Below are 24,830 nucleotides of genomic sequence, written 5' to 3' on the forward strand. Positions count from 1 at the left end.
AAAACCCCCATGGATGTCATTAAAAAGAAACACTGGTGGCAAAGCGACCAGCTTAAATGGTCAGTAATTGGTCTGCTGGGCCTGCTGGTGGGTTACCTTGTAGTTTTAATGTACGTACAAGGGGAGTATCTGTTCGCCATCATGACGCTGATTTTAAGCTCTGCTGGCCTGTATATTTTCGCAAATCGTAAAACCTATGCCTGGCGCTACGTTTACCCTGGCCTCGCCGGCATGGGGCTGTTTGTGCTATTCCCGCTGGTGTGCACCATCGCTATCGCCTTTACTAACTACAGCAGCACCAACCAGCTCACCTTTGAACGCGCCCAGCAAGTGCTGATGGACCGTTCTTATCAGGCAGGAAAAACCTATAACTTCGGTCTTTACCCGGCCGGCGACGAGTGGCAACTGGCCCTCACCGACGGAGAAACGGGCAAACATTACCTGTCTGACGCATTTTCCTTCGGCGGCGAACAAAAATTACAGCTGAAAGAGACCGATGCCCTGCCGGGCGGCGAACGCGCCAATCTGCGGATAATCACCCAGAACCGTCTGGCGCTGAACCAGATAACCGCCGTCCTGCCGGATGAAAGTAAAGTAATTATGAGCTCGCTACGTCAGTTTTCCGGTACTCGTCCGCTGTACACACTGGCTGATGACGGCCTGCTGACCAATAACCAGAGCGGCGTAAAATACCGGCCAAACAACGATAGCGGTTATTATCAGTCGATCAACGCCGACGGAAGCTGGGGTGATGAAAAACTCAGTCCTGGTTATACCGTTACTATCGGCGCGAAAAACTTTACGCGCGTCTTTACCGACGAAGGGATCCAGAAGCCCTTTTTCGCTATCTTCGTCTGGACCGTGGTCTTTTCGGTCCTCACTGTGGTGTTAACCGTGGCGGTTGGGATGGTATTGGCCTGCCTCGTACAGTGGGAAGCGCTGAAAGGTAAAGCTATCTACCGCGTCCTGCTGATTCTGCCCTACGCCGTACCGTCGTTTATTTCAATTTTGATTTTCAAAGGGTTATTCAACCAAAGCTTTGGCGAAATCAATATGATGCTGAGCGCGCTGTTCGGCATTAAACCTGCCTGGTTCAGCGACCCCAACACCGCGCGGGCAATGGTGATTATCGTGAATACCTGGCTGGGCTATCCCTACATGATGATCCTGTGTATGGGGCTGCTGAAAGCGATTCCGGATGACCTGTACGAAGCCTCCGCAATGGACGGCGCCGGTCCATTTCAGAATTTCTTTAAGATCACCTTACCGCTGCTGATTAAGCCGCTAACGCCGCTGATGATCGCCAGCTTCGCCTTTAACTTTAATAACTTTGTCCTGATTCAGTTATTGACCAACGGCGGGCCAGACCGTCTCGGCACCACCACGCCTGCCGGTTATACCGATTTGCTCGTCAGCTACACCTACCGTATCGCCTTTGAAGGCGGCGGCGGTCAGGACTTCGGTCTGGCGGCGGCCATTGCCACGCTGATCTTCCTGCTGGTAGGCGCGCTGGCAATAGTGAACCTGAAAGCCACGCGTATGAAGTTTGATTAAGGGAGATAATAACAATGGCTATGGTCCAACCCAAATCTCAGAAACTGCGTCTCCTCATCACGCACCTGGGGCTGCTGATTTTCATCGCAGCGATTATGTTCCCGCTGCTGATGGTCATCGCTATCTCGCTACGTGAAGGGAACTTCGCCACCGGAAGCCTGATCCCGGATAAAATCTCCTGGGAACACTGGCGGCTGGCGCTGGGTTTCAGCGTGGAACATGCGGATGGTCGGGTAACGCCGCCTCCCTTCCCGGTCCTGCTGTGGCTGTGGAACTCGGTGAAAATCGCCGGTATTACCGCCATCGGCATCGTGGCGCTCTCCACCACCTGCGCCTACGCTTTCGCACGAATGCGTTTTCCAGGTAAAGCAACACTGCTCAAAGGGATGCTGATTTTCCAGATGTTTCCGGCGGTTTTGTCTCTGGTAGCGCTGTATGCGTTATTTGATCGCCTGGGACAATACATTCCATTTATCGGTCTGAATACGCATGGCGGCGTGATCTTCGCCTATCTTGGCGGCATCGCGCTGCATGTCTGGACGATTAAAGGCTACTTCGAAACTATCGACAGTTCGCTGGAAGAGGCCGCCGCGCTGGATGGCGCAACCCCGTGGCAGGCGTTTCGCCTGGTGCTGCTGCCGCTTTCCGTACCGATTCTGGCGGTGGTGTTTATTCTGTCGTTCATCGCAGCGATTACCGAAGTTCCGGTCGCCTCGTTGTTACTGCGCGATGTGGACAGCTATACGCTGGCCGTGGGTATGCAGCAATATCTCAACCCGCAAAACTATTTGTGGGGCGACTTTGCCGCCGCCGCCGTCCTTTCAGCTATTCCTATCACCCTGGTGTTCCTGTTGGCGCAACGTTGGCTGGTCAACGGCCTGACGGCTGGGGGTGTGAAAGGTTAAGTTTTATCGAAGTACCTGCCCGGCAACGGGCAATGCCACTGCCCTCAAGTTATGTTATCCCCACTTATGGTCGTATTTTGGCGCTCTTCGGAGCGCTTTTTTTATGCGTTATAGACAGCAGCTGATTTATTGCCACGCCATACGTCCGTTACGGTGTGGCGACGCCTATTCTCGCCGTAGTCGGTTCGAATTACATAACCACAACGTGATAACCAACAGGAGGATCGCCGCCGAATAGAGTAATACATCCATTGGCGTTTTATGATCGACAATGATCAGGCGCACAATCGCCGTGATCCCAATGTACACGAAATAGCGCAGCGGAAAGTGAAAGCCAGACTTAAAGTACTTCACAATCAGCGCAATAAATTCGAAATAAAGAAAGTAGATCACCAGCCCTTCCACCAGTTCATATTTGCTGGCTTGCTCAGGCACGAATAATGCATCCGCCAGATGAACCGTCTCTTTACCGAGAAAAACGACCAGGATCAGGCCGAGGGTAAGCAGCCCCAAATTTAGTACGTTTTGTAAAATCGTGGCGATAAACTCAAGACGTGAGCGCGATAATGGCATCATAACAGCCCCCTCTTTCTCTGCGGCGAGGTTTCTGTATAACGCACAAATGTGACGGGCATCTATATTTTTTATTTATGTTTATATTTTGTTCAATAAGATAATTTGCCGGATAGCGCCGTGAACGCCTTATCCGGCCTGAGTATTAACGGAAATTTACGCTCCTGTCACTGGTCATATCATACAGGCCAAACTTACGGCCAAGCTGTTGACCACCGTCACGCGTCAGCGGCGTCCAGCCAATTGCCGCACGACTTCGGGTTGGGCCGGACGAGAAGATATCCAGCGGCACGGAAACATATACGCCTTTGGTAAAATCCCCTTCCCCATATTCATCCGGCGACGCATCGGTAATCGTCGCGTAACCGCCGACAACGACGCCGCTATCGAAGCGTTTGGCGATCTCCAGCGTACCGCCTTTATCGCCCGCCAGATACTGACCAACGCTGGCTTTCACCAGCACATCCTGGGCGAACGACGGCGTCCAGTATGCGGTCAAATGTCCGGTCTTCACGCTGTAATCGGTAAACTTCATCATATCCTGCGCGCTACGCCAGTCACGCTGTTTCACGTAGTTGGCATCCAGGCCAAACGCCCAATTGCTGTCTACCGGGCGATACAGGACTTCCGCCCCGGCACCGCCAAACATGGTCTCCAGATAACCGCCATAGACCTGCCCATAGAAACCATTGCCAAAATACTGGAAGTAGTTGGCCTGTAGGTTATTCACATAAACATCGTTCTGCACATACTCACGGACATGCGTACGCACCCGCGGCAGATGCGAGTCCTTCGGCGGATTGGTGTAGTTAAATTTGTCGTAGTTGTTGGCGATATTGGCAAACACGCTGCCCGTGGTGAGCAGATGATCCGTGACCCACAGATCCGCAGTTCCCATTACGCCCAGCTGATACATATAGAAGTTTTCCGGGCCGCCTACCGACTGATTCAGCACGGGATCAAGATGAAAATCAACGCGCGACTTGTCGATATACCAACCCTGTTCAGTACTCTCTGGCACGATCGGCTCCACGCGTTTTTGCGCCAGCGGAGTTTCATGTCCCAGCGGTTCGCCTTCCAGATGGCGTTTCAGGCTGGCGACATCGGTTTCAGTGGTGACCTGCGGCAGATTAAGGCGGTTTTCCGTCACGCGGATCGTGCGGATCCCCTCCGGCAGATCGTTCATGACGATCCGGTTAGCGCGCACGATCCCTTCACGGGAGTCGCGGTACTTCACCTGTTCGCCGGTAACGTACAGCGTATCGCCTTTGACCTGGATTTTCGGGTCCGCCAGACCGGCATTATATTTCAATAACGTTAATTGATTAGCCACTACCGAATGTTGCAGGATGGCATCCTGCGGCTGTGGTCGGTATTGCGGGCGTGAATTGTCATGATACGCGGGACGTAAATCGTTGAAATTGGTGCGCAGCGTAACGCCAAACATAAAGGTGTTGCCGCGCTCGTAGCTGAGGTTAACGTCGGCCCAATCGGTGACGCGGTAAATGGCGCCGACGTTAAACTTGCTCTTCTGTTCCAGTTTACCCGCAAAATCCTGCTGATAGTTATTGCCTTCATACTCCAGCTTCAGGCGTAGCGGTTGCCACGGGGTCTGGTATTCTACGCCGCCAAACAGCGAGGCCGGGCCGTGAAACATATCGCTACCGTCGACGGAACCTGCCTCTTTATAGCTGTTATCACGCGAACAGAATTTATCACTATACGAACAGAAAGGATTAGACACATTGCCGCTGGTGCCAAGATAGCCCCAGCCGAGACCTAATGAAAAATCAAATGGCCCCCAGGCCTTACTCGCTACAATATATTCCGCATCAAACAGCCCCGTCCCGCCGATATCGCGCGCGCCAACCGCCACCTGCGGCATCCAGTAACTCTCTTCCCACAACCGCAGTTTCACATCAAACGCTTTATCTTTGTAAGTCTGGTCGCCGGAGAATGATTCCACGCTGCTGTACTTTTTCGTACGGACATCGGTATAGCGCAACGTGGTTTCCAGCCACGGGAAAAGCTGAACCGAAGCCGAGTAGTAGCGGTACTGATCGTTATCACGATAGTTCAGGCTCATCTCCCCTTCACGCGCCATACGCGCTGTCGGCGTTTGCAGCAGGCCCACGCCGCCAAAGTCAGATTGTGAAGGCCCAACAGGGGCTGGATATGTTTCGGCATGGCAGGCCGCGCTAATACCCAGCGCCAGCACGCTGAGCAGATGTGTTTTTTTCATTATTCCGGTATCCGCTGCGTCAGGGTATGAAGAATGTCGGCATTTATCGCCTTCGGCGTGCCGCGCCAAAGGGAATCGGCAAAACCGACAAAAATAATGCTGCCGGGCATTGGCTCGATATGACGTTTATTCCAGTAAGCCACCGGCGCTTTTTGGCTGCGTCCATCAGGGTAAACCACCCAGGCATAGCTACGATCCGCGCCGCTGAGTAAGCGCTGATCCTCAAGATAACTGGCGACGTCCCGCCCAGGGACGAACGGCTGGCTGCCCGGCTGGCTAATCAAGCCAAAGAGCGTCACCTGCGTGGGTTGCGGCCCGACCCAGAGCGTGTAGTGACCTTGCAGCGGCGGGTTACCACGTTCGCTCACCCGCACCACGTCAGGATCAAGATTCACGAATTGTCTGCCCGTCACCTTCACCGCCTGAATCTGTCGGCGCAGTGTGTTTATCGCCGCCGCCGCATCGCCGTCTTCCTCAGCGCCGAGCGCCGCCAGTCGCCCGAGAAGTTCCTGCTGCTGCTGACGCGCCGTCACGGTCGCCTGTTCTTCGCCTATCACCGCCGCAGGCCACCAGCTCGTTGCCAGGCGCGGCTGTCCGACTAAATCGAGCAGACGCTCAGCGTCTGTCAGCGTTTTAGGCTCGCTATTACCCTGGGTAAAAACGGTAACAGTGCCGCTGGCAAAGGCGGATGACGCGACAAAGGCCAGCGCCAGCGCGCTTATCGTCCTTTTCATCATGATTTTGCCGCCTTAATCAGCGTGGTTTTCACCGGAAAGTAATTCGCGCCCAGATACTGTTCCGTCTGGCGAATTTGGCCTTCGCTATCAACCCAGTAGCGATTACGCCAGCGCGTTTGATCGGTCGTCACTTCTTCATCCAGCACCCGCACGGCGGTCTCTTCACTGCCGACGCTAACGCTATCGGTCCCTCGCCATGTAAAAACGGAACGGGCGGTGGCGTAACGCACCTGGCGATGTTCGGTCCAGCCCAGGGTGCGAGTCCAGGTCGCGCCATCGATAATCTGTCCTGGTTTCGCCAGCGGGTCGGTCGCCAGATTATTCACATCGATCAGGTTGTCGCCGCCGAGCAGAGTTTTGACCAGACGGCCATGCTGCGTCACGATCGTCGCGCCATCCTGCGTCACCCATTTCTGCTGCCCGTTTTCCGAGAAAGCGAGCACCACAAACAGTTGAGGACCGCCGTTAAGCTGCATGTACTGGCTGGCATAAGGCATGTTTTGAATATCGTCATCCGTTAGCTGTACGCCTGGCGTACCGAACAAACTGTCCCACAGTGAATCGCCCAGGCCTTTGGTGGTGGCCGAACACGCCTGTAATAGCAGGCAAATCAGGATAAGTGCGAGTCGCTTCACGACGCTTCTCCAGAGGGGCAAAATAACCACACCGGAGTGTGGTTATGGTTAAACGTACCGATACTACTGGGTACTGGTGGTCGTGGTGGTCGTGGTTCCGGTATTGGAACCATCGCCGCCGCCGGTTGCCGCTAACGCGACGCCCACCGCCGAACTTACGGTGCTAACGCTGGTAGCGGAGGAGCTTCCCGCCGATACCGACGTCGCTGCCGACCCTGCCGCTTCACCCACCTGAACGGGGGCTGCCGAGACAGATGTCGCCGCAAGCGCGGTTATGGCAAAAATGCCATACAGTACTTTTTTCATCATAATTTCCCTTCATTGAATGAATGGAGATTTACCCAAAAGAATTTCGGGCGCTACCGAGTATACACAACCAAAGCAGGCGGATTATGCCCGGGAGAAATAACATCGAAGTTTTAGGATAATTAAACTTTAAAGAAGTAACGCCTACATCATTTAATTAACAAACAAATAAAATCAATAAGTTAAAATTAAACTAAAAGACATCAGCATCCGTATAATCTGAAAATAACGCAGAGTGATTTTCTGGTTATTGCTTATTTTAGGATTAAGCTCAATATAAAATTTTGGGGATAAAGACGGACAAGCGGAATTATCTTATAAAAAAAGCCGATGTGAATATCGGCCTTTTTATTATCTTATTCTCTTTTTGCCGGATGGCGGCGAAACGCCTTACCCGGCCTACAGACGCTATGCATTACGTAGACCGGATAAGCGCAGTGCCATCAGGCGCGCCAGGCTTTATAACGGTTAATCAGACCGTTAGTAGAGCTATCATGGGACGAAATAGCTTTATCATCGCCCAACTCCGGCAGAATACGGTTAGCCAACTGTTTACCCAACTCAACGCCCCACTGGTCGAAAGTAAAGATGTTCAGGATGACGCCCTGCGTAAAGATTTTATGCTCATACAACGCAATCAGTGCGCCCAGGCTGAACGGCGTAATTTCGCGCAGCAGGATAGAGTTGGTCGGGCGGTTGCCTTCAAACACTTTGAATGGCACAACGTGTTCAAGCTGCGCCGGATCTTTCCCCTGATCGCGATATTCCTGCTCAACCACCTCGCGGGATTTACCAAACGCCAGCGCTTCGGTCTGCGCGAAGAAGTTAGACAGCAGCTTCTGATGATGATCGGATAGCGGGTTATGGGTGATAGCCGGGGCGATAAAATCACACGGCACCATTTTAGTACCCTGGTGAATCAATTGATAAAACGCGTGCTGACCGTTGGTGCCTGGTTCGCCCCAGATAATTGGGCCTGTCTGGTAATCCACGGCGTTGCCGTTACGGTCAACGTATTTACCGTTGGATTCCATGTTACCCTGCTGGAAGTAGGCGGCGAAACGGTGCATATACTGGTCGTACGGCAGAATGGCTTCGGTTTCCGCGCCGAAGAAATTGTTGTACCAGATGCCAATCAACGCCAGCAGAATGGGTAGGTTTTTCTCCGCCGGAGTGGTGGAGAAATGCTTGTCCATCGCGTGCGCGCCGGAAAGCAGCTCGACAAAGTTGTCGAAACCGACGGACAGAATAATGGACAGCCCGATGGCAGACCACAGCGAGTAACGACCACCGACCCAGTCCCAGAACTCGAACATATTGGCCGTGTCGATACCAAATTCGCTGACCGCTTTGGCGTTGGTGGAGAGCGCAGCAAAGTGTTTCGCCACGTGTTTTTCATCGCCTGCAGTTTTCAGGAACCAGTCGCGCGCGCTGTGGGCGTTGGTCATGGTTTCCTGGGTGGTGAAAGTTTTAGAAGCGACCAGGAACAGCGTGGTTTCAGGGTTCACTTTCTTCAGCACTTCAGCGATGTGGGTGCCATCGACGTTAGAGACGAAGTGCATGTTCAGATGGTTTTTATACGGACGCAGCGCTTCGGTCACCATGAACGGGCCGAGGTCGGAACCGCCGATACCGATGTTCACCACGTCGGTGATGGCCTTACCGGTGTAGCCTTTCCACTGACCGGAGATAATCGCTTGCGAGAAAGTTTTCATCTTCTCAAGCACGGCGTTCACTTCCGGCATCACATCTTTGCCGTCCACGATGATCGGCGTATTGCTACGGTTACGCAGCGCCACGTGCAGCACGGCGCGGTCTTCGGTGCGGTTGATCTTCTCGCCGGAGAACATGGATTTAATCGCGCCGGCCAGATCGGTCTCTTTCGCCAGATCCTGTAATTTTGCCAGCGTCTCTTCGGTGATGCGGTTTTTGGAGAAATCCACCAGCATCAGATCGTCAAACGTCGCGGAAAATTTAGCGAAACGGTCGCTATCGTTCGCGAAAAGCTCAGCGATCGTAACGTCTTTCATTTCATCGTAGTGTTTCTGGAGCGCCTGCCAGGCAGAAGTCTGCGTTGGATTGATGTTTTTCATTAGCAATACTCTTCTGATTTGAGAATTGTGACTGGGATCGATTGTAACGCCAGTCACAGAAAAGTGTGATTGTTTTAGTGCCGTTGCCCCAGGCACTGTCGAATGAGGATAAAAAGTATATACCCTAAATAATTCGAGGTGCAGAAAGGCGGCAAATGGGTATCGGGGTTATAAGCGCTGTTACTGAGCCTAAACTCAGCATAAAAAATCCGCATAATCCCAACGTTGACAGTCCAGGCCACAACTTTTATTTATAAATACGTTACTTGCATTTGCGCCTGCACCGGTTTCTGTTCTGCCCTTGTGCCATGGTCGCGTTTTTCATTTCCTGACACGAGGTTGATATGACAGAGATCGTTGTTTCCAAATTTGGCGGTACCAGCGTCGCTGATTTTGACGCCATGAACCGTAGCGCGGATATCGTACTTTCCGACACCAATGTTCGTTTAGTCGTGCTTTCCGCGTCTGCCGGCATCACTAACCTGCTGGTGGCGCTGGCCGAAGGGATGGAGCCCGGCGAACGTTTCGCTACGCTCGACGCCATCCGTAAAATCCAGTTCGATATCCTTGATCGTCTGCGTCATCCGAATGTCATTCGCGAAGAGATTGAACGCCTGCTGGAAAACATCACTATTCTGGCGGAGGCGGCATCGCTGGCGACATCGGCAGCCCTGACCGATGAACTGGTCAGCCACGGCGAGCTGATGTCTACCCTGCTATTTGTTGAGATCCTGCGTGAACGCGACGTACAGGCCCACTGGTTCGACGTGCGCAAAGTGATGCGTACCAGCGATCGCTTTGGTCGTGCGGAACCGGACGTCGCAGCGCTTGCGGAACTGGCCGCGCAGCAGTTGCTCCCGCGCCTGAGCGAAACGTTGGTCATTACTCAGGGCTTTATCGGCAGTGAAAGCAAAGGCCGCACCACGACGTTAGGCCGCGGCGGCAGCGACTATACGGCAGCGTTGCTGGCTGAAGCGCTCCATGCCGCGCGGGTTGATATCTGGACAGATGTGCCCGGTATTTACACCACCGACCCGCGCGTAGTGCCCGTCGCGCAGCGAATTGATGAAATCGACTTTGAAGAAGCGGCGGAGATGGCAACCTTCGGCGCAAAAGTACTGCATCCAGCCACCTTACTCCCGGCCGTGCGTAGCGATATCCCGGTCTTCGTTGGCTCCAGTAAAGATCCGCAAGCGGGCGGTACGCTGGTGTGCAATAAAACCCAAAACCCGCCGCTGTTCCGCGCGCTGGCGCTGCGCCGCAATCAAACGCTATTGACGCTGCACAGCCTGAATATGCTGCACTCACGAGGTTTCCTGGCAGAGGTGTTCGGCATTCTGGCGCGGCATAATATTTCGGTAGATCTGATTACCACTTCGGAGGTGAGCGTCGCGCTGACGCTGGATACTACCGGCTCCACCTCCACGGGCGATACGTTACTGACCCAATCCTTATTGATGGAGCTTTCCGCGCTGTGTCGGGTCGAAGTTGAAGAAGGACTGGCGCTGGTCGCGCTGATTGGCAACAACCTGTCAAAAGCCTGCGGTGTTGGTAAAGAAGTGTTTGGCGTCCTGGAACCGTTCAACATTCGCATGATTTGTTACGGCGCCTCCAGCCACAATCTGTGCTTCCTCGTGCCGGGAGACGATGCCGAGAAAGTGGTGCAAAAGCTACATCAGAACTTATTTGAATAATCGCCCTGACACGACAGCGGGTGAGCGCTATCAGGCAATACGCTGCCGGATGGCGACGCAAGCGCCTTATCCGGCCTGTCGCAGCTCCCGGCGTATAGCGCTTGTCGCTATACGCCATACCCGATATCGCTTACAGCATACGCCGCTGGTGCTGTTTTTCCGTGTGGACCCGCTTAACGATTTTATAGATCCACTGCAGTGTCAAATTGTACTTTTTGGCCAGCTCCGCATAATTACGCCCATCGCACTCGCTGTAAATCTGATAATCCCGTTCCGAGGCTCGACCAGAGATACCTTTGGGGAAATAAATGCTTTGCCCGCCCCAGTTGCGCATCATTCTGTCAGCAATTGCCTGACCGGCATTTTCGGCTGACGCGCTATCAATATTCATGCTTTCAATAAGTACCTGCGACGCATGAAACGCCAGATCGTTAATAATCTCCGGAAGCCGAACCATTTCTTTTGATTTCTGAATCATATTTTATCTCCATATCCAGCACCATGCTTCCCGTGACGACACCAAAAAGGAAAGCGTAAAAAATGGTGCAATAACTACCTATCAATACATTCAAAATATATATAAATATTTACTATCAACGCATTTAATTATAAATTAAAAAAATATATATATCGTTTTCAATTTATAATATGTATTTATTTTATAGGTGAAGTAAGCCTTCACTGATGTCATCATTTTACACAATACTGTATGTATATACAGTTAATTTTTTGCATTTTTTTCTGCGTTCGATCAAAAAGATTGCTTTCCTCACAATCGCGTGAATTTTTAAACTGACTTTAAAAATCAATAAGATAATTTTAATCAAAGATTATTATGACGCAGCAATACCGCCATCGTAGCCTGCCACAGACACATACTGACTCTCCGCAGGCAACCTCTACCCCCTGCCCCGAAAGCTTTATTTATTCGTTTATTTGTTGGCATTTGACACCATGCCCTAAACATTTTTTAAAGTTATTTATTAAAGCCCTTTTCGTTCTTCCACTATGGGGAAAAGCGATACTTCTCTCTCAATTATCAGGAGATAGAGTATGCGAAAAATTATTGTTCCCCGACTTTCCGGCTGGCTGGTTGCCTCTGTCGTACTGTTTGCGCTTATCGGCTGGACATCATCAGCGCAAATTCCGGTCGTCATCTATAAACTCAGCCTGGTTTCGTTATCAGCGGTGCTGGGTTACTGGCTCGACCGTAGTCTTTTCCCCTGGGCACGTCCCGACTCCTTTTGCCCCTGGGAAGAATCGCTGTGCTGCGCCGCGGCGATGATTCGTCGCGCGATCATCGTTGCGGCAATTTGCCTTGCCGTCGCGCTGGGGCTGTAACGATGCGTTATCAATACGTATGCCTGGTCTGCGCTATGTCTTTCTTGTCTGCCGACGCTGCCGAACCGCCGCGCGCTTCTCTGCAATGGCGCAACGAAGTGATTCGTACCGCGCGCGAAATCTGGGGGCTTAACGCCCCCGTTGCTGATTTTGCCGGGCAACTACATCAGGAATCCGGCTGGGCGCCTGACGCGCTTTCTCCGGCTGGCGCGCAGGGTATGGCGCAATTTATGCCTGCAACGGCAAAATGGGTAAGCCAGTTGTACCCAGCGCTTCGCGAGAACAAGCCGTTTAATCCCGCCTGGGCGATACGCGCGCTGGTACAGTATGACCGCCAGTTGTGGAAAAGCGTGTCAGCAAAAAATAGCTGCCAGCGAATGGCTTTCACTCTGAGCGCCTATAACGGCGGGCAAGGCTGGGTGAACAGAGATAAAAGGCTGGCCGCTGCAAAGGGGTTGGATGCGTCCATCTGGTTTGAACATGTAGAACGCGTTAACGCCGGGCGCAGCGCCGCAAACTGGCGCGAGAATCGTCACTATCCCAAAGCGATTTTATACCAACATGCTCCCCGTTATTTGCAATGGGGGCAGGCTAGCTGCATTCATTAATCAGAGGGAGTAATGAAACTCAGTATCGATTTTTGGGAAGTCATCTCCCTCTTACTTTCGTTTGTTGGATTAATGTTTGCCGCCGGTAAATTGCTGCTGGCGCAAATTGAAAAACGGCTGAATGAACGTTTTGAAGCACTGGAAGCTGCCCGGCGCGAATCAGAAATAGGCTGGTCCAGGCTCGAAAGAGAATTTCTGGAGTTCCGCGCCGATCTGCCGCTGCATTATGTCCGCCGCGAGGATTATCTTCGCGGCCAGGCCGTTCTGGAAGCAAAACTGGATGCGCTATATAGCAAAATAGAACTGATTCAACGAGGTAACCATTAAACAAATCCCCGTCGTTTATACGCCGGGGATTTTTTATTTGTTTTAACTTTTTTCTCTAAAGGAGATTAAAAGACGCCTGATGCCTGATACATCAAAATACGTCTGAACGATAACGAAGAGAGAATATTATCTCTCCCGGTAAATCAAGGAAAACCGTATATGGAAACATTATCTGTTATACATACCGTGGCGAATAGACTACGTGAATTAAACCCTGATATGGATATACATATTTCATCAACCGATGCGAAAGTATATATCCCAACAGGACAGCAGGTAACGGTATTAATTCACTACTGCGGTTCGGTTTTTACCGCCCCAGAAAATACGAATGCCACGGTACAAAAACAACTAATCCGGATTTCCGCCACCGTTATTGTTCCGCAAATAAGTGACGCGATAAACGCGCTGGATCGTCTACGTCGTTCGTTGGGGGGCATTGAACTTCCCGACTGCGATCGTCCGCTCTGGCTGGAAAGCGAAAAATATATCGGCGACGCCGCAAACTTCTGCCGTTACGCCCTGGATATGACCGCCAGCACCCTGTTTATCGCGGAACAGGAAAGCAAGGACTCCCCCCTGCTTACAGTCGTTAATTATGAGGAAATTCAATGAAATATATCTACAGTGGCCCGGCAAGCGGCGTCACGCTCGCCGACGGTCAGGAAGTCTTACTGTGGCCCAATAGCGAAATCTCGCTGCCGGAAGATAACGAGTGGGTAATCACCATGATTGCCCGCCGTCACCTGGTGCCAGTGGTTACGCAAGAAGTAGAAACTAATGAAGAGGAAATTGTCCATGGCAGCTAATTACCTGCACGGTGTAGAGACCATTGAGATCGAAACCGGCCCACGTCCGGTTAAGGCGGTTAAATCTGCGGTTATTGGTCTGATCGGCACCGCGCCATGCGGCCCGGTTAACCAGCCGACGCTGTGCCTTTCTGAAAGCGACGCGGCACAGTTTGGCCCAGGTCTGGCAAATTTCACCATCCCGCAGGCGCTGAAGGCGATCTACGATCACGGCGCAGGGACGGTCGTGGTGATTAACGTGCTGAATCCGGCGGTACACAAAAGTACCATTCCCAGTGAAACCGTGAAGGTTGATGACAACGGTCAGATTCAACTCAAGCACGGGGCCGTGCAAACGATGAACATTGGCCGCAGCACGAACGCCGGAAACGCTTATATCAAAGGCACCGATTACACCATTGATATGCTGACCGGTAAAATCACCTGCATGGGGACCAACCTGAAACCCGGCGTTCAGGCCTATGTAAATTATACTTACGCGGACCCCACCAAAGTGACTGCCGCCGATATTGTTGGCGCGGTAAACACGGCGGGTGACCGTACCGGCATGAAGCTGTTACAGGACACCTGGAACCAGTTTGGTTTTTACGCGAAGATCCTGATTGCGCCGGTCTTTTGTACGCAAAACTCGGTCGCCGTTAAGCTTATCGCTCAGGCAGAAGCGCTGGGAGCCATTACCTACATTGATGCGCCCATCGGCACGACTTTCCAGCAGGTTCTGGCAGGGCGCGGCCCGCAGGGGGCGATTAACTTCAATACCAGTTCCGATCGCGCGCGTCTGTGCTATCCGCACGTTAAAGTGTACGACAGCGCGACGGACAGCGAAGTCCTGGAGCCGCTCTCCTCCCGCGCCGCTGGCCTGCGTGCCAAAGTGGATCTGGAAAAAGGCTTCTGGTGGAGCAACTCCAATCAGGAAATTCAGGGCATTACCGGCGTAGAGCGCTCGCTGTCAGCGATGATCGACGATCCGCAAAGCGAAGTGAATCAACTGAATGAAAACGGCATCACCACCGTCTTCAACAGCTATGGCTCCGGTTTGCGCCTGTGGGGTAACCGTACCGCCGCCTGGCCGACGGTTACTCATATGCGTAACTTTGAGAACGTGCGCCGTACTGGTGATGTGATTAACGAATCCATTCGCTATTTCAGCCAGCAGTATATGGATATGCCGATTAATCAGGCGCTGATCGACGCGCTAACCGAATCGGTGAACACCTGGGGCCGCAAGCTGATTGCCGACGGCGCGCTGTTGGGTTTTGAATGCTGGTACGACCCGGCGCGTAACGAACAGACTGAACTGGCAGCCGGGCATCTGTTGCTGAGCTACAAATTCACTCCGCCGCCGCCGCTGGAATGTCTGACGTTTGAAACCGAAATTACCTCTGAATATTTAGTTTCTCTGGAGAGCAATCGCTAATGGCTGGAAAAATTCAAATTAACCGTATTACCAACGCCAATATTTATCTTGATGGTAATAATCTTTTAGGTCGCGCGAGTGAAATTAAACTGCCTGATATCAGCATGATTATGCAGGAGCATAAAGCGCTGGGGATGGTCGGTAAAATTGAACTGCCTGCCGGTTTTGACAAACTGGAAGGTGAAATTAAATGGAACTCGTTTTACCACGACGTCATGCGTAAAACGGCAAATCCGTGGCAGGCGGTGGCATTGCAGTGCCGCTCCAGCATCGATTGTTATAACTCGCAGGGTAAAGCGGATCAGTTAGCGCTGGTGACGCATATGACCGTAATGTTTAAAAAGAACCCGCTGGGAACGTTTAAACAGAATGAAAACCCGGAATTTAGCAGCGCCTTCGGCTGCACTTATATTAAACAGGTGGTTGACGGTGAAACGCTTCTTGAACTGGATTATCTGGCGAATATTTTCCGCGTAAATGGCGCGGATCAATTAAATGCCTACCGCAATAATATTGGCGGTTAATTACTTCGGGGCTACGGCCCCGAATTTAACACGACGAATAAGGACTACACCATGAACGAAAAATATACCCTGCAATTTCCGTTTACCTCCGCCGCCGGGGAACGTATCGACGTTCTGCAATTACGTCGCCTGAAGGTAAAAGATATGCGCGCCGCGCGACGCGCCAGCGATAAACCGGAAGAGTGGGATGAGCCGCTGATGGCGGCTATGACCGGGCTGGTAACCGAAGATCTGGCGGAAATGGATCTGCTGGACTATCAGGCATTGCAGAAACGATTTCAGGCCATGCTTAGCATGGCTACAGAACCCACAGCAACTGTGGCAGGCAATGGCGCTGCTGGCGAGGTGGTTTCGTTTTCCGCCCAGTGAAATTGACGCGCTGTCGGTTGACGATTTTACCTGCTGGCTGGACGAAGCCAGCGCGCAAATTAAACACGAATACGACTCGCAGGCTTAATGCCTGCGGGTTTCCTGACCCAAGCCCGGTTCACTCCTTCCCTGTCCTTTTTCCGGCAAGCAGCCTGTTACCGGGCAACTTATACGAGACACTATTTTGGCCAACGACATTATTACTCAGCTTCAGGCGCGTAATGAGACGTTGACGCAGGCAATAGCCCGTTACGGCTCACTCAACGCCAGCACGCTGCACACGCTCAGCTTTGAGCAAACAAAAATCACCCGGCTTACGCAACAGCTCGCTAACTCTGCCCTTCGCCGGGAAGAGAACGATAAACAGCGCGCCGGGTTGCTGGAAAAAACACAAACGTTCGCCGGACAGCTCGGCAAGCTCCTGAACGTTGAGACTCCCGACTGGAAGCTGCCTTACGAATTTCAGGGCAACATGGTCGATATGGCGGCGAAAGGCGGCATGGATAACACCGCGCGGGACGCCCTGAGCCTGAATATCCGCGACTGGAGCCTTGATTTCAATCAGGATCAAAAAGATCTGCAAAGCGCCGCCGCCACGATGATTGAAGGCGGCGTCAGCGCATTGCAGGATCTTAGCCGCTACATGCCCGATATCGCCAAAGCCGCAACCGCCTCCCGTGACAGCGCGCAAAGCTGGGCGCAGGCGGCTCTGGCCACTCGCGACAAACTGAACATCGCCCCTGACGACTTCCGTTTTGCGCAAAATATGCTGTACAGCGTGGCAAAAAGCGGCGGCGGCTCCGTTGCAGAACAAACCCAGTGGATTAACGCCTTTGCCGGAAAAACCGGCGCTCAGGGGAAAGAAGGCATTGCGGAACTGACCGCAACGATGCAAGTCGCCATGAAAAACGCCCCTGACGCAGGCGCGGCGGCAGCAAATTTCGACCATTTCCTGAAATCTACCTTCTCAAAAGAGACGGACAGTTGGTTTGCCCGCCAGGGCGTGGATCTTCAGGGATCGCTGCTGGAACATCAGCAAAATGGGATCGGCGTGACGGAAGCGATGGCCCACATCGTGCAGATGCAACTGGAGAAAATGAACCCGCAGATCCTCGACACCTTCAGGCAAACCATGAAGATTGAGGATCTTTCCGCGCGCGGCGACGCGCTACAGGCCATGACGGAGAAATTTAACCTCGGCGCGATGTTCGGCGATGCGCAAACGCGGGATTTTCTCGCCCCGATGCTGGCGAATATGGTCGAATATCGCCAGCTAAAAGCCTCCGCAATGCAGGCGGCGGGGCAACATTTTATCGATGATGACTTCGCCGTGAAAATGACATCGCCCGGAGAACAGACCAAAGCGTTACAACTTTCACTTAACGATCTGTGGCTGACCGTCGGTATGGAGCTGATGCCCGCCATTGGCGAACTGGCGCAAAGCATCACGCCGCTGGTACGGCAGTTCAGCGCCTGGCTGCGGGAAAATCCGGCGCTGGTGCAAGGGGTCGCTAAAGTCGTTGGCGTTATCTGGCTGTTCAACGGGGCGCTGAATATTCTCAGGCTGGGAGCAAACCTCATTGCGTCACCGTTTATTCGCCTGATCGATATCTTCCTGAAGGTCAAAGCCGGTCTGGCGCTGGGCGGCGGCAGTCGCGCGCTGTCGGTTCTGAAATCGTTTGGCAACGGTGCGAAAGGCCTGACGGTGCTGCTGGGAAACGGCCTGATAAAAGGGCTACGGCTGGTCGGCCAGGCGTTTATCTGGCTGGGTCGGGCGCTGCTGATGAACCCTGTCGGCCTGACTATCACCGCTATCGCAGGCGCCGCCTATTTACTTTATCGCTACTGGGAACCGATTTCCGGTTTCTTTGCCGGAGTCTGGGAGCGTATCAAAACCGCCTTTGACGGAGGCATTGCAGGCGTCACGCGTCTGATTCTCGACTGGTCGCCGCTGGGGCTGTTTTACCGCGCCTTCGCCAGCGTACTGGACTGGTTTGGCATTGAACTCCCCGCCAGCTTTAGCGAATTTGGCGGCAATATTCTGGATAGCCTGATCAACGGCATTCTGAATGCGCTTCCTTTCCTGAACGGGGCGATTGAGAAGATAAAAGCGCTGATCCCCGACTGGGCGAAAAGCGCGCTGGGCATCAGCACTGAAATGCCGTCTGTCGCCGCCGCCGTCCCCGGTATTGCCGGAACAATGGTCGCGCAACAGGCCAGCGCGCCGCTGGCATCGGGAGCGAAAGCGGTGACAACCTCGGCCAAAACGATGGCCTCGCCGCAGCCTATGAAGACGAAAAGCGCCGCCACGCCGCCGACGCCAGCCGCGCTTCCCGGCAAATCCGGCGGGAAACCTTATACGCTGCCCTCCCGCGCGCAAAGCAACGTGCAGGTACACTTTTCCCCGCAGGTTACCGTGCAGGGAAGCGGCGCGAATGCCGCCAAAGATATCAACAACGTGCTGTCGCTGAGTAAACGCGAGCTGGAGAGAATGATTAACGATGTCATGGCGCAACAACGGCGCCGGGAGTACGCATAATGTATGCCGTATTAGGCGAAATAGAATTTGACGTCGTCGCTTACTGGGACGAATTTGAAAGCACGATGGGCGTGGATTATACCAGCCATGCCCGTATTGAAGGGAAACCGGGCGTGCAATTTATCGGCGATAAGCTGGACAAAATCACCCTGAAATTCAACTTTCATAGTCAGTATTGCCAGCCGACCACCGAGCTGAACCGTCTGCGGGAAGCGATGACCGCGCACCAGGCGATGGCGCTGGTGTTCGGCAACGGCGATTATCGCGGCTGGTTCGTGATTACCGATCTGACCGCTACCCACCAGCACACCGATCCTTACGGTAACGTCATTGCCCAGGGCGGCAGTCTGTCGCTACAGGAGTACACCGGCGATCCGAAGAGCCCGCTGCTGCCTCCGGCCATCACCACCCAGGAACCGAACATTGACGAGATGTTGGATGAGCTTCCCGACGTTAGCGATTCCTGGTTCGATGAACTGCTGAGCGCTGTTGAAGAGGGTATGCGTGAAGCCAAAGAGATGATGGATGAGGTGGCCGACGCCATTGATGACATCAAAAAAACGATCGCCCAGGCGAAAGAGCTGGTGAAGGAAGCCAAAGCGCTGAAAGAAAAATGCGGCGATATTGTCGATTCGCTGAAAAAAACCATTAGCGCGATAGACGCGCTGTTCCAGCAGCCGCTGGATTTGCAAACGCTGGCCGGGCTGCCGAAAGCGCTGGCGGCGAAAATGCAGGAACTGATCGACAGCCTGCCGGGGATCCGCGAATGCGCGGGCGATGCCGGCACGCTTATTGAACACGCCGAATCGCTGTTTGACGCTATCACCAGCAGCGTCGCGGAAGCGACTTACGACAGCGCCGCGACGCTGGTCAATCAGGCGCGCGGCACGCTGCAAACAAGCGCCCCTGACGTGAGCCAGCTTGCTGCCGCCGATATTACGAGGAGTCTGTAATGCGCTATCTTGAACATGTCACCACCGACGGCGAACGCTGGGATAATCTCGCCTGGCGCTATTACGGCGATGCGCTGGCCTACGAACGCATCATCGCGGCCAATCCGCACGTCGCTATTATGCCGGTTTTGCCGTCAGGCGTGCGGCTGATCATCCCGGTTATCAGCGTCACGCAAACGACCCCGGAGCTACCGCCATGGCTGAGATAACGGTATCCGGCGGGGTGTTCGCCACCCTGACGCCCATTTTTACCCTTTGGTACGGACATAAAGAGATCACTTACGACATCGCGCCTTACGTCACCAGCATCAGTTACAGCGACAGCATTAAAAACGAGTCGGATGTCATTGCCATTGCGCTGGAAGATAGCGCCGGGCGCTGGGTAAACGAATGGTATCCGGGAAAAGGCGACACGCTGGCGCTGCGCCTGGGCTACCAGGGCGAAGATCTGCTCGATTGCGGAATCTATGTCATTGATAAAATTGATATCAGCGCGCCGCCTTCGACGGTCAATATCGACGGTATCGCCACCTCGGTCAGCAAAGCGCTACGCACCAAAAACAGCCAGGGCTTTGAGGAGACGACGCTTTACGCCATCGCCAGTCGCATCGCGCAAAAACACGGTTTAACGCTGGTGGGCAAGATTGCGCCGCTGACGATTGATCGGGTCACGCAATATGCCGAAACCGATGTGGCGTTTCTCAAACGGCTGGCGAGTGAATATGGCTATACCGTGAAAGTGACGGCGACGGAGCTGATCTTTTCGCATCTGCCGACGCTACGCTGTCTGGCGCCGGTGAAGACGCTCAGGCGGACGGATATTTCGCACTACACGTTCAAAGATACCATCAACCGGATCTACAAAAACGCCACCGTGCAACATCAAAATAGCAAGCAAAAAGAACTGGTTATCTACACCCATGACAGCCAGGAAAAAGCCCCGGCGCGCGGTGCGGCGACCAGCGCCGATATCCTGAAGATTAACAGTCGCGCTCCGGATACCGGCGCGGCGCAGGCTAAAGCCAATGCCGCGCTGGACAGCCACAACGAATACCAGCAAACCGGCACGCTCAGCATGATGGGCTGCCCGCAGTTGACGGCGGGCAACAAGATAGAACTGAGCGATTTTGGCGTACTTTCCGGGCAGTGGCTGATTGATAAATCCATGCACAAACTCACGCGCAGCGGCGGCTACACTACCGAAATCGACATTTCACGCGGACCGGCAACCAGCCAGTAAGGAGACAATATGAAAGGCGTTACCCGCCAGACGGGCATTATCAGCGATATTGATGAGGCGGTCGTGCGCGTCAGAGTCACTCTACCGGAGTGCGATAACCTGCGCAGTAACTGGCTTGCGGTGCTGCAACGCAATACGCAGGACAACAAAGATTACTGGTTGCCGGATATTGGCGAACAGGTCGAAGTGCTGCTCGACGACAACGGCGAGGATGGCGTGGTGCTGGGCGCGGTCTACTCCAGCGTGGATACCGCGCCGCTGGCCTCGCGCGACAAGCGCTACGTGCAGTTTTCCGACGGCGCGGCCTTTGAATATGACCGTGCGTTACACCAGCTCACCGTCAACGGCGGCATAGAAAAAATCGTCATTGAAGTGAAGGAACGTACGCAGCTTACTTCACCGCAAGTAGAGGTCAGGGCGCAGCACGTCACGGTGATATCAGAAACCGTAGACGTGGCGGCCACCTCCGTGGGCGTCAAGGCGGTAGATGTCAACGTGGAAGCGCCCCATACGGGCATTAAAGCGCTGAATGTCACCGTCGATGCGCCGCTCAGCACCTTTACCGGCGACGTTACCGTGATGAAAAAACTCACCTGGCTTGGCGGTATGGCAGGCAGCGGCGGCGTCGGAAACAGCGCGGTTATCACGGGCAACGTGAATGTCCTCGGCAACGTTAACGCCAGCGGCACGCTGATGGACAACGGCGGCAACTCTAACCACCACTCTCACTAACCTGCAAATTGCTGCTGGATGGTGGCTTCGCCTTATCCAGCCTGCAAAAGGTGCATAAACACCGGCCCGGTAAGCGCAGAAGCGCCACCGGGCAAATTGCTGGAGGATATTTATTTTCAGCGCAACGTGATTAGTCCCTTTTCGCGCGCTATTTCCGATGAAAATGTAATCACTTTGCGCTGCAAATATTGCATATATGTATATTGGAAAACTAGCGTTATTTTTTACTTTAACTTCGCCCTGTTTACATAAAATCTGCTGTTCAGGAATGATCCTCTCAGTTTTGTCTGGTAGACTTCGCTGAATTACAACTTCTTGATTGCTATAATGATAAAATTATTTATAAAGTACGTTTCGATAGGCGTACTTAATACTGCTTTGCATTGGGCTATCTTTGCCCTTTGCGTCTATGGATTTCAAACAAGTCAGGCTTTGGCAAACGTAGCGGGCTTTGCTGTCGCTGTCAGTTTTAGTTTTTTCGCTAACGCCCGGTTTACCTTTGGAGCCAGCGTATCAACCGGACGTTATTTGCTGTACGTCGGTTTTATGGGCGTGCTGAGCGCTGTCGTGGGATGGACAGGCGACAAGTGTGCTATGCCTCCCATTTTTACGCTCATTGTATTTTCCGCAATTAGCCTTATTTGCGGATTTTTATATTCCAGATTCATTGTTTTCAGGAATGAGAAATGAAAATTTCATTAGTGGTTCCCGTCTTTAATGAAGAGGACGCGATCCCTATTTTCTATAAAACGGTCAGAGAATACAGTTCACTTAAACCTTATAACGTTGAGATTATCTTCGTTAATGATGGGAGTCACGATGCGACTGAATCAATCATCAGCGCATTAGCTGTTGCCGATCCTCTTGTTGTTCCGATCTCATTTACCCGCAATTTTGGTAAAGAACCTGCACTTTTTGCCGGATTGGATTACGCGACCGGAGAAGTGGTGATCCCTATCGATGTTGATTTACAAGATCCCATCGAAGTAATCCCACATTTGATCAATAAATGGCAGGCTGGTGCAGAAATGGGGCTAGCTAAGCGTATCGATCGTTCAACGGATGGCCACCTGAAGCGTAAAAGCGCTGAGTGGTTCTACAGGCTGCATAACAAAATCAGTACGCCAAAGATTGAAGAGAATGTCGGTGATTTTCGATTGATGTCGCGCGAGATTGTAGAAAATATCAAGCTATTACCAGAACGTAACCTTTTCATGAAAGGTATACTTTCATGGGTTGGAGGTCAAACAGATGTTGTCGAATATGCCCGTGCTGAACGTGTCGCAGGTAGCTCAAAATTTAATGGCTGGAAACTCTGGAACCTGGCGCTGGAGGGGATTACGAGTTTTTCTACTTTCCCTTTGCGTATCTGGACGTATATAGGAGTGAGCGTTTCTGCCCTCTCCCTGATATATGCCATGTGGATGATCATTGATAAATTGATGTGGGGAAACCCTGTTCCTGGTTATCCTTCGCTTATGACCGCGATTCTCTTCTTAGGCGGCATCCAGCTTATCGGCATAGGCATCATGGGTGAATATATCGGACGCGTTTACACGGAGGTGAAGCAAAGACCCCGCTATATCGTGAAAAACAAAAAAACAATGATGGAATAATGAACACTATGCTCAAGATATTACCGAAAACGGCGATGATACTACTGGCTTTTTTGGCCATTTTTCTTATTGAATGGTATACCCCCATTCACTCTGATGATTACCGCTATTACCTTTTAGGAATTTCGCCGGAATCACATTTTCATCATTATATGACATGGAGTGGCAGGATTATAGCTGATTACACCAGCGCACTCATCCTGTATACACGTTCTCAACTCGTGTATTCCATCAGCGCAGCCGTTTCGACACTGGTATTTTGTTATTTCATTGTGAAGACACCCTCAGGTACATTACGCTGGAATAAATCCGACTACTTATTATTCCCACTAATATTCTTCACTTACTGGATTTCGAACCCGAATTTGGGTCAAACCACTTTCTGGATCGTTGGTGCTGCGAATTATTTGTGGACGAATCTGTTCGTTGTTGCATGGCTGTTCTTCTTTTACACCATAACAATAAAAAACAGTAAAGCGATCAGCCCGTGGGTTGCATTACTAAGCTTTATGGCAGGCTGTTCCAATGAAAGCGTCTCACCTTTCGTCTCGCTTATTTCTGTTCTGGCCATTGCATACGAGTTATGGCAAAACAAATCTGTTTCGCGCAATAAGATAGTTTATAGTCTCTGTGCAATCGCAGGTTCATGCGTATTGATACTTTCTCCGGGCAATTTCATCCGCGCCAGCGGCAAAGAATTCTGGTATGGAAGGCCGATTTTTGAACGTATTTTCATTCACTTAACAGAACGCGTTCATAACCATCTGGCGCTGATCTGGATAGCTTATGTTGTTTTGTTATTGCTGGTCTTACTGGTCATATTCAATAAGCAGATTCGCGCCAAAATTGATAAAACGTCCCTTATCTGCGCTGCGTTAGTCGTATGTATAGGTATTGGCACTTCCTTAATCATGTTCGCGTCGCCGTCCTACCCCGATCGGGTTATGAACGGTACGTTTATGTTTTTCCTTTTAGCTATCTCCTTCATCGCTTACGCCCTGTTGAAAAGCGGCGTTAAGGTTGGAGTCGTCGGCGTAACTGCCGTGACTGTTCTCTGTGGTATCGTATTCCTTTGGTCCTATTCATTGATGCTTAACGGTTATAAAAAAACGGCCGGACAGGAAATCGTAAGACAAAAAATCATTACTAAAGAAATAGCGGCAGGTAAACAGAAGTTTATCATCCCTGACTATTATTTCGTCAAGTTGCAAAATAGCGGTGGTCATTTTGGTTTATTCCATGATCCTGCTGTTTACGGCGAGTATTATCATGTACAAGCTATTTTCAAAAAGAAAGTCAATTTTGATTATTCTGTAATCGCTAATGGAGCGAAGCACAGCCTTTCCAATGAAACGACGGCTTATAGCAACACCCGCGGGGATTTCGCTATTATCAGCCGGGAGCAGCTAACGGGTTCGATCACACTCTCGGTTAATGGACGGCAGAAAACGATTCCAGTTGAGAAAATGAAGCACGCAGAAATCAATGATGAATTCTGGTACTACGCTTCTGTAGACAAAGGTGAAATTACAGCAATTTCATTTTAACTTTACGTAAAACGCGATCTTCGCCATTTAACAAAATGTGCATCAACACAGGCCCGGTAAGCGCAGAAG

At 52.1% G+C, this 24,830-nt stretch carries 27 protein-coding genes; 20 read left to right on the plus strand and 7 right to left on the minus strand.

The annotated features are described in order from the left end of the window. The first annotated feature begins 9 nt into the window (after nucleotides 1-9). The gene (gene malF / locus ACH0VJ_RS08225; protein WP_000382565.1) at nucleotides 10-1,554 is read left to right on the plus strand and encodes a maltose ABC transporter permease MalF; all 1,545 of its coding nucleotides are present in this window, start codon (nucleotides 10-12) and stop codon (nucleotides 1,552-1,554) included. A gap of 14 nt (nucleotides 1,555-1,568) precedes the next feature. After that, nucleotides 1,569-2,459 (plus strand): maltose ABC transporter permease MalG, encoded by an 891-nt coding sequence (gene malG / locus ACH0VJ_RS08230; protein WP_001252085.1) that lies wholly within the window; start codon nucleotides 1,569-1,571, stop codon nucleotides 2,457-2,459. 165 nt (nucleotides 2,460-2,624) lie between these two features. Here the strand turns inward: malG and psiE are convergent, their stop codons facing one another. The 6 genes from psiE to pgi form a co-directional block, all read right to left on the minus strand. Continuing rightward, nucleotides 2,625-3,035 (minus strand): phosphate-starvation-inducible protein PsiE, encoded by a 411-nt coding sequence (psiE, locus tag ACH0VJ_RS08235; protein WP_000982750.1) that lies wholly within the window; start codon nucleotides 3,033-3,035, stop codon nucleotides 2,625-2,627. A gap of 142 nt (nucleotides 3,036-3,177) precedes the next feature. Then, nucleotides 3,178-5,274 (minus strand): YjbH domain-containing protein, encoded by a 2,097-nt coding sequence (locus ACH0VJ_RS08240; protein WP_000750804.1) that lies wholly within the window; start codon nucleotides 5,272-5,274, stop codon nucleotides 3,178-3,180. Further along, nucleotides 5,274-6,011, minus strand: a complete 738-nt coding sequence (locus ACH0VJ_RS08245; protein ID WP_000977970.1) for a capsule biosynthesis GfcC family protein — start codon at nucleotides 6,009-6,011, stop codon at nucleotides 5,274-5,276. The genes ACH0VJ_RS08240 and ACH0VJ_RS08245 overlap by 1 nt, the downstream gene beginning before the upstream one ends. Continuing rightward, a complete protein-coding gene (locus tag ACH0VJ_RS08250; protein ID WP_000824802.1) occupies nucleotides 6,008-6,646 on the minus strand; it encodes a YjbF family lipoprotein in 639 nt (212 codons plus the stop codon). Before ACH0VJ_RS08250 ends, ACH0VJ_RS08245 begins: the two co-directional genes overlap by 4 nt. A gap of 63 nt (nucleotides 6,647-6,709) precedes the next feature. Further along, nucleotides 6,710-6,952 (minus strand): exopolysaccharide production protein YjbE, encoded by a 243-nt coding sequence (gene yjbE, locus ACH0VJ_RS08255; RefSeq protein ID WP_001541297.1) that lies wholly within the window; start codon nucleotides 6,950-6,952, stop codon nucleotides 6,710-6,712. Between the two features lie 443 nt (nucleotides 6,953-7,395). Beyond that, entirely contained in the window at nucleotides 7,396-9,045 is a 1,650-nt protein-coding gene (pgi, locus tag ACH0VJ_RS08260) for a glucose-6-phosphate isomerase (protein ID WP_000790029.1), read from the minus strand. A 344-nt stretch (nucleotides 9,046-9,389) separates the two neighbouring features. Between pgi and lysC the strand changes: the two genes are divergently transcribed. Further along, nucleotides 9,390-10,739, plus strand: coding sequence for a lysine-sensitive aspartokinase 3 (gene lysC, locus ACH0VJ_RS08265; protein ID WP_000136400.1), 1,350 nt, complete (start codon nucleotides 9,390-9,392; stop codon nucleotides 10,737-10,739). A 130-nt stretch (nucleotides 10,740-10,869) separates the two neighbouring features. Here lysC and ACH0VJ_RS08270 read toward each other — a convergent pair whose 3' ends face one another. Further along, entirely contained in the window at nucleotides 10,870-11,217 is a 348-nt protein-coding gene (locus ACH0VJ_RS08270; protein WP_000615248.1) for a Mor transcription activator family protein, read from the minus strand. Nucleotides 11,218-11,792: 575 nt separating this feature from the next. Here ACH0VJ_RS08270 and ACH0VJ_RS08275 point away from each other — a divergent pair. The 17 genes from ACH0VJ_RS08275 to ACH0VJ_RS08355 all read left to right on the plus strand — a co-directional run bounded on the left by ACH0VJ_RS08275 (nucleotide 11,793) and on the right by ACH0VJ_RS08355 (nucleotide 24,761). Next, nucleotides 11,793-12,080 (plus strand): putative holin, encoded by a 288-nt coding sequence (locus ACH0VJ_RS08275; RefSeq protein WP_001226442.1) that lies wholly within the window; start codon nucleotides 11,793-11,795, stop codon nucleotides 12,078-12,080. 2 nt (nucleotides 12,081-12,082) lie between these two features. Next, nucleotides 12,083-12,688, plus strand: coding sequence for a lytic transglycosylase domain-containing protein (locus ACH0VJ_RS08280; RefSeq protein WP_001270434.1), 606 nt, complete (start codon nucleotides 12,083-12,085; stop codon nucleotides 12,686-12,688). A 12-nt stretch (nucleotides 12,689-12,700) separates the two neighbouring features. Further along, the gene (locus tag ACH0VJ_RS08285; RefSeq protein ID WP_000777268.1) at nucleotides 12,701-13,015 is read left to right on the plus strand and encodes a hypothetical protein; all 315 of its coding nucleotides are present in this window, start codon (nucleotides 12,701-12,703) and stop codon (nucleotides 13,013-13,015) included. Between the two features lie 159 nt (nucleotides 13,016-13,174). After that, nucleotides 13,175-13,630, plus strand: a complete 456-nt coding sequence (locus ACH0VJ_RS08290) for a Gp37 family protein (RefSeq protein ID WP_000449436.1) — start codon at nucleotides 13,175-13,177, stop codon at nucleotides 13,628-13,630. Beyond that, the gene (locus ACH0VJ_RS08295; protein WP_000875314.1) at nucleotides 13,627-13,824 is read left to right on the plus strand and encodes a hypothetical protein; all 198 of its coding nucleotides are present in this window, start codon (nucleotides 13,627-13,629) and stop codon (nucleotides 13,822-13,824) included. The genes ACH0VJ_RS08290 and ACH0VJ_RS08295 overlap by 4 nt, the downstream gene beginning before the upstream one ends. Then, nucleotides 13,814-15,241 carry a phage tail sheath family protein gene (locus ACH0VJ_RS08300; RefSeq protein ID WP_000729850.1) on the plus strand — a complete coding sequence of 476 codons (1,428 nt, stop codon included), beginning with the start codon at nucleotides 13,814-13,816 and terminating at the stop codon, nucleotides 15,239-15,241. Before ACH0VJ_RS08295 ends, ACH0VJ_RS08300 begins: the two co-directional genes overlap by 11 nt. After that, nucleotides 15,241-15,765 (plus strand): phage major tail tube protein, encoded by a 525-nt coding sequence (locus ACH0VJ_RS08305; RefSeq protein ID WP_000907494.1) that lies wholly within the window; start codon nucleotides 15,241-15,243, stop codon nucleotides 15,763-15,765. Before ACH0VJ_RS08300 ends, ACH0VJ_RS08305 begins: the two co-directional genes overlap by 1 nt. 51 nt (nucleotides 15,766-15,816) lie before the next feature. Beyond that, nucleotides 15,817-16,134 carry a phage tail assembly protein gene (locus ACH0VJ_RS08310; protein ID WP_001003639.1) on the plus strand — a complete coding sequence of 106 codons (318 nt, stop codon included), beginning with the start codon at nucleotides 15,817-15,819 and terminating at the stop codon, nucleotides 16,132-16,134. Then, the gene (locus ACH0VJ_RS08315) at nucleotides 16,094-16,222 is read left to right on the plus strand and encodes a GpE family phage tail protein (RefSeq protein ID WP_001185654.1); all 129 of its coding nucleotides are present in this window, start codon (nucleotides 16,094-16,096) and stop codon (nucleotides 16,220-16,222) included. The genes ACH0VJ_RS08310 and ACH0VJ_RS08315 overlap by 41 nt, the downstream gene beginning before the upstream one ends. A gap of 96 nt (nucleotides 16,223-16,318) precedes the next feature. Further along, a complete protein-coding gene (locus ACH0VJ_RS08320; protein WP_001262486.1) occupies nucleotides 16,319-18,673 on the plus strand; it encodes a phage tail tape measure protein in 2,355 nt (784 codons plus the stop codon). Continuing rightward, nucleotides 18,673-19,626: a phage tail protein gene (locus ACH0VJ_RS08325; RefSeq protein WP_000271425.1), complete on the plus strand. Its 954-nt coding sequence runs from the start codon at nucleotides 18,673-18,675 to the stop codon at nucleotides 19,624-19,626. The genes ACH0VJ_RS08320 and ACH0VJ_RS08325 overlap by 1 nt, the downstream gene beginning before the upstream one ends. Beyond that, nucleotides 19,626-19,835 (plus strand): tail protein X, encoded by a 210-nt coding sequence (locus tag ACH0VJ_RS08330; RefSeq protein WP_001269716.1) that lies wholly within the window; start codon nucleotides 19,626-19,628, stop codon nucleotides 19,833-19,835. Before ACH0VJ_RS08325 ends, ACH0VJ_RS08330 begins: the two co-directional genes overlap by 1 nt. Further along, on the plus strand, nucleotides 19,823-20,866 hold the full coding sequence (locus ACH0VJ_RS08335; RefSeq protein ID WP_000818147.1) for a phage late control D family protein: 1,044 nt from the start codon (nucleotides 19,823-19,825) through the stop codon (nucleotides 20,864-20,866). The genes ACH0VJ_RS08330 and ACH0VJ_RS08335 overlap by 13 nt, the downstream gene beginning before the upstream one ends. 9 nt (nucleotides 20,867-20,875) lie before the next feature. Next, nucleotides 20,876-21,598: a phage baseplate assembly protein V gene (locus ACH0VJ_RS08340; RefSeq protein ID WP_000679393.1), complete on the plus strand. Its 723-nt coding sequence runs from the start codon at nucleotides 20,876-20,878 to the stop codon at nucleotides 21,596-21,598. A gap of 327 nt (nucleotides 21,599-21,925) precedes the next feature. Next, complete coding sequence (locus ACH0VJ_RS08345; protein WP_000593182.1) at nucleotides 21,926-22,288, plus strand: GtrA family protein; 363 nt, start codon at nucleotides 21,926-21,928, stop codon at nucleotides 22,286-22,288. Next, the gene (locus ACH0VJ_RS08350; RefSeq protein ID WP_000703638.1) at nucleotides 22,285-23,214 is read left to right on the plus strand and encodes a glycosyltransferase family 2 protein; all 930 of its coding nucleotides are present in this window, start codon (nucleotides 22,285-22,287) and stop codon (nucleotides 23,212-23,214) included. The genes ACH0VJ_RS08345 and ACH0VJ_RS08350 overlap by 4 nt, the downstream gene beginning before the upstream one ends. After that, nucleotides 23,214-24,761: a DUF6056 family protein gene (locus tag ACH0VJ_RS08355; RefSeq protein ID WP_001095012.1), complete on the plus strand. Its 1,548-nt coding sequence runs from the start codon at nucleotides 23,214-23,216 to the stop codon at nucleotides 24,759-24,761. Before ACH0VJ_RS08350 ends, ACH0VJ_RS08355 begins: the two co-directional genes overlap by 1 nt. Nucleotides 24,762-24,830 lie beyond the last annotated feature (69 nt).

This window comes from Salmonella sp. 2020_1459 (genome assembly GCF_043847915.1).
Taxonomy (GTDB): Bacteria; Pseudomonadota; Gammaproteobacteria; order Enterobacterales; family Enterobacteriaceae; genus Salmonella; species Salmonella enterica.

Bases quoted from the DNA above. Each gene is read 5' to 3' on its own strand.
- yjbE (WP_001541297.1), bottom strand. From the start codon at position 6,952: ATGAAAAAAGTACTGTATGGCATTTTTGCCATAACCGCGCTTGCGGCG.
- ACH0VJ_RS08270 (WP_000615248.1), bottom strand. From the start codon at position 11,217: ATGATTCAGAAATCAAAAGAAATGGTTCGGCTTCCGGAGATTATTAAC.
- ACH0VJ_RS08330 (WP_001269716.1), top strand. From the start codon at position 19,626: ATGCGCTATCTTGAACATGTCACCACCGACGGCGAACGCTGGGATAAT.
- ACH0VJ_RS08290 (WP_000449436.1), top strand. From the start codon at position 13,175: ATGGAAACATTATCTGTTATACATACCGTGGCGAATAGACTACGTGAA.
- ACH0VJ_RS08350 (WP_000703638.1), top strand. From the start codon at position 22,285: ATGAAAATTTCATTAGTGGTTCCCGTCTTTAATGAAGAGGACGCGATC.
- ACH0VJ_RS08355 (WP_001095012.1), top strand. From the start codon at position 23,214: ATGAACACTATGCTCAAGATATTACCGAAAACGGCGATGATACTACTG.
- malF (WP_000382565.1), top strand. From the start codon at position 10: ATGGATGTCATTAAAAAGAAACACTGGTGGCAAAGCGACCAGCTTAAA.
- ACH0VJ_RS08295 (WP_000875314.1), top strand. From the start codon at position 13,627: ATGAAATATATCTACAGTGGCCCGGCAAGCGGCGTCACGCTCGCCGAC.
- ACH0VJ_RS08335 (WP_000818147.1), top strand. From the start codon at position 19,823: ATGGCTGAGATAACGGTATCCGGCGGGGTGTTCGCCACCCTGACGCCC.
- ACH0VJ_RS08325 (WP_000271425.1), top strand. From the start codon at position 18,673: ATGTATGCCGTATTAGGCGAAATAGAATTTGACGTCGTCGCTTACTGG.
- lysC (WP_000136400.1), top strand. From the start codon at position 9,390: ATGACAGAGATCGTTGTTTCCAAATTTGGCGGTACCAGCGTCGCTGAT.
- ACH0VJ_RS08340 (WP_000679393.1), top strand. From the start codon at position 20,876: ATGAAAGGCGTTACCCGCCAGACGGGCATTATCAGCGATATTGATGAG.
- ACH0VJ_RS08240 (WP_000750804.1), bottom strand. From the start codon at position 5,274: ATGAAAAAAACACATCTGCTCAGCGTGCTGGCGCTGGGTATTAGCGCG.
- ACH0VJ_RS08300 (WP_000729850.1), top strand. From the start codon at position 13,814: ATGGCAGCTAATTACCTGCACGGTGTAGAGACCATTGAGATCGAAACC.
- malG (WP_001252085.1), top strand. From the start codon at position 1,569: ATGGCTATGGTCCAACCCAAATCTCAGAAACTGCGTCTCCTCATCACG.
- ACH0VJ_RS08305 (WP_000907494.1), top strand. From the start codon at position 15,241: ATGGCTGGAAAAATTCAAATTAACCGTATTACCAACGCCAATATTTAT.
- ACH0VJ_RS08280 (WP_001270434.1), top strand. From the start codon at position 12,083: ATGCGTTATCAATACGTATGCCTGGTCTGCGCTATGTCTTTCTTGTCT.
- ACH0VJ_RS08285 (WP_000777268.1), top strand. From the start codon at position 12,701: ATGAAACTCAGTATCGATTTTTGGGAAGTCATCTCCCTCTTACTTTCG.
- ACH0VJ_RS08245 (WP_000977970.1), bottom strand. From the start codon at position 6,011: ATGATGAAAAGGACGATAAGCGCGCTGGCGCTGGCCTTTGTCGCGTCA.
- psiE (WP_000982750.1), bottom strand. From the start codon at position 3,035: ATGATGCCATTATCGCGCTCACGTCTTGAGTTTATCGCCACGATTTTA.
- pgi (WP_000790029.1), bottom strand. From the start codon at position 9,045: ATGAAAAACATCAATCCAACGCAGACTTCTGCCTGGCAGGCGCTCCAG.
- ACH0VJ_RS08275 (WP_001226442.1), top strand. From the start codon at position 11,793: ATGCGAAAAATTATTGTTCCCCGACTTTCCGGCTGGCTGGTTGCCTCT.
- ACH0VJ_RS08315 (WP_001185654.1), top strand. From the start codon at position 16,094: ATGGCGCTGCTGGCGAGGTGGTTTCGTTTTCCGCCCAGTGAAATTGAC.
- ACH0VJ_RS08345 (WP_000593182.1), top strand. From the start codon at position 21,926: ATGATAAAATTATTTATAAAGTACGTTTCGATAGGCGTACTTAATACT.
- ACH0VJ_RS08310 (WP_001003639.1), top strand. From the start codon at position 15,817: ATGAACGAAAAATATACCCTGCAATTTCCGTTTACCTCCGCCGCCGGG.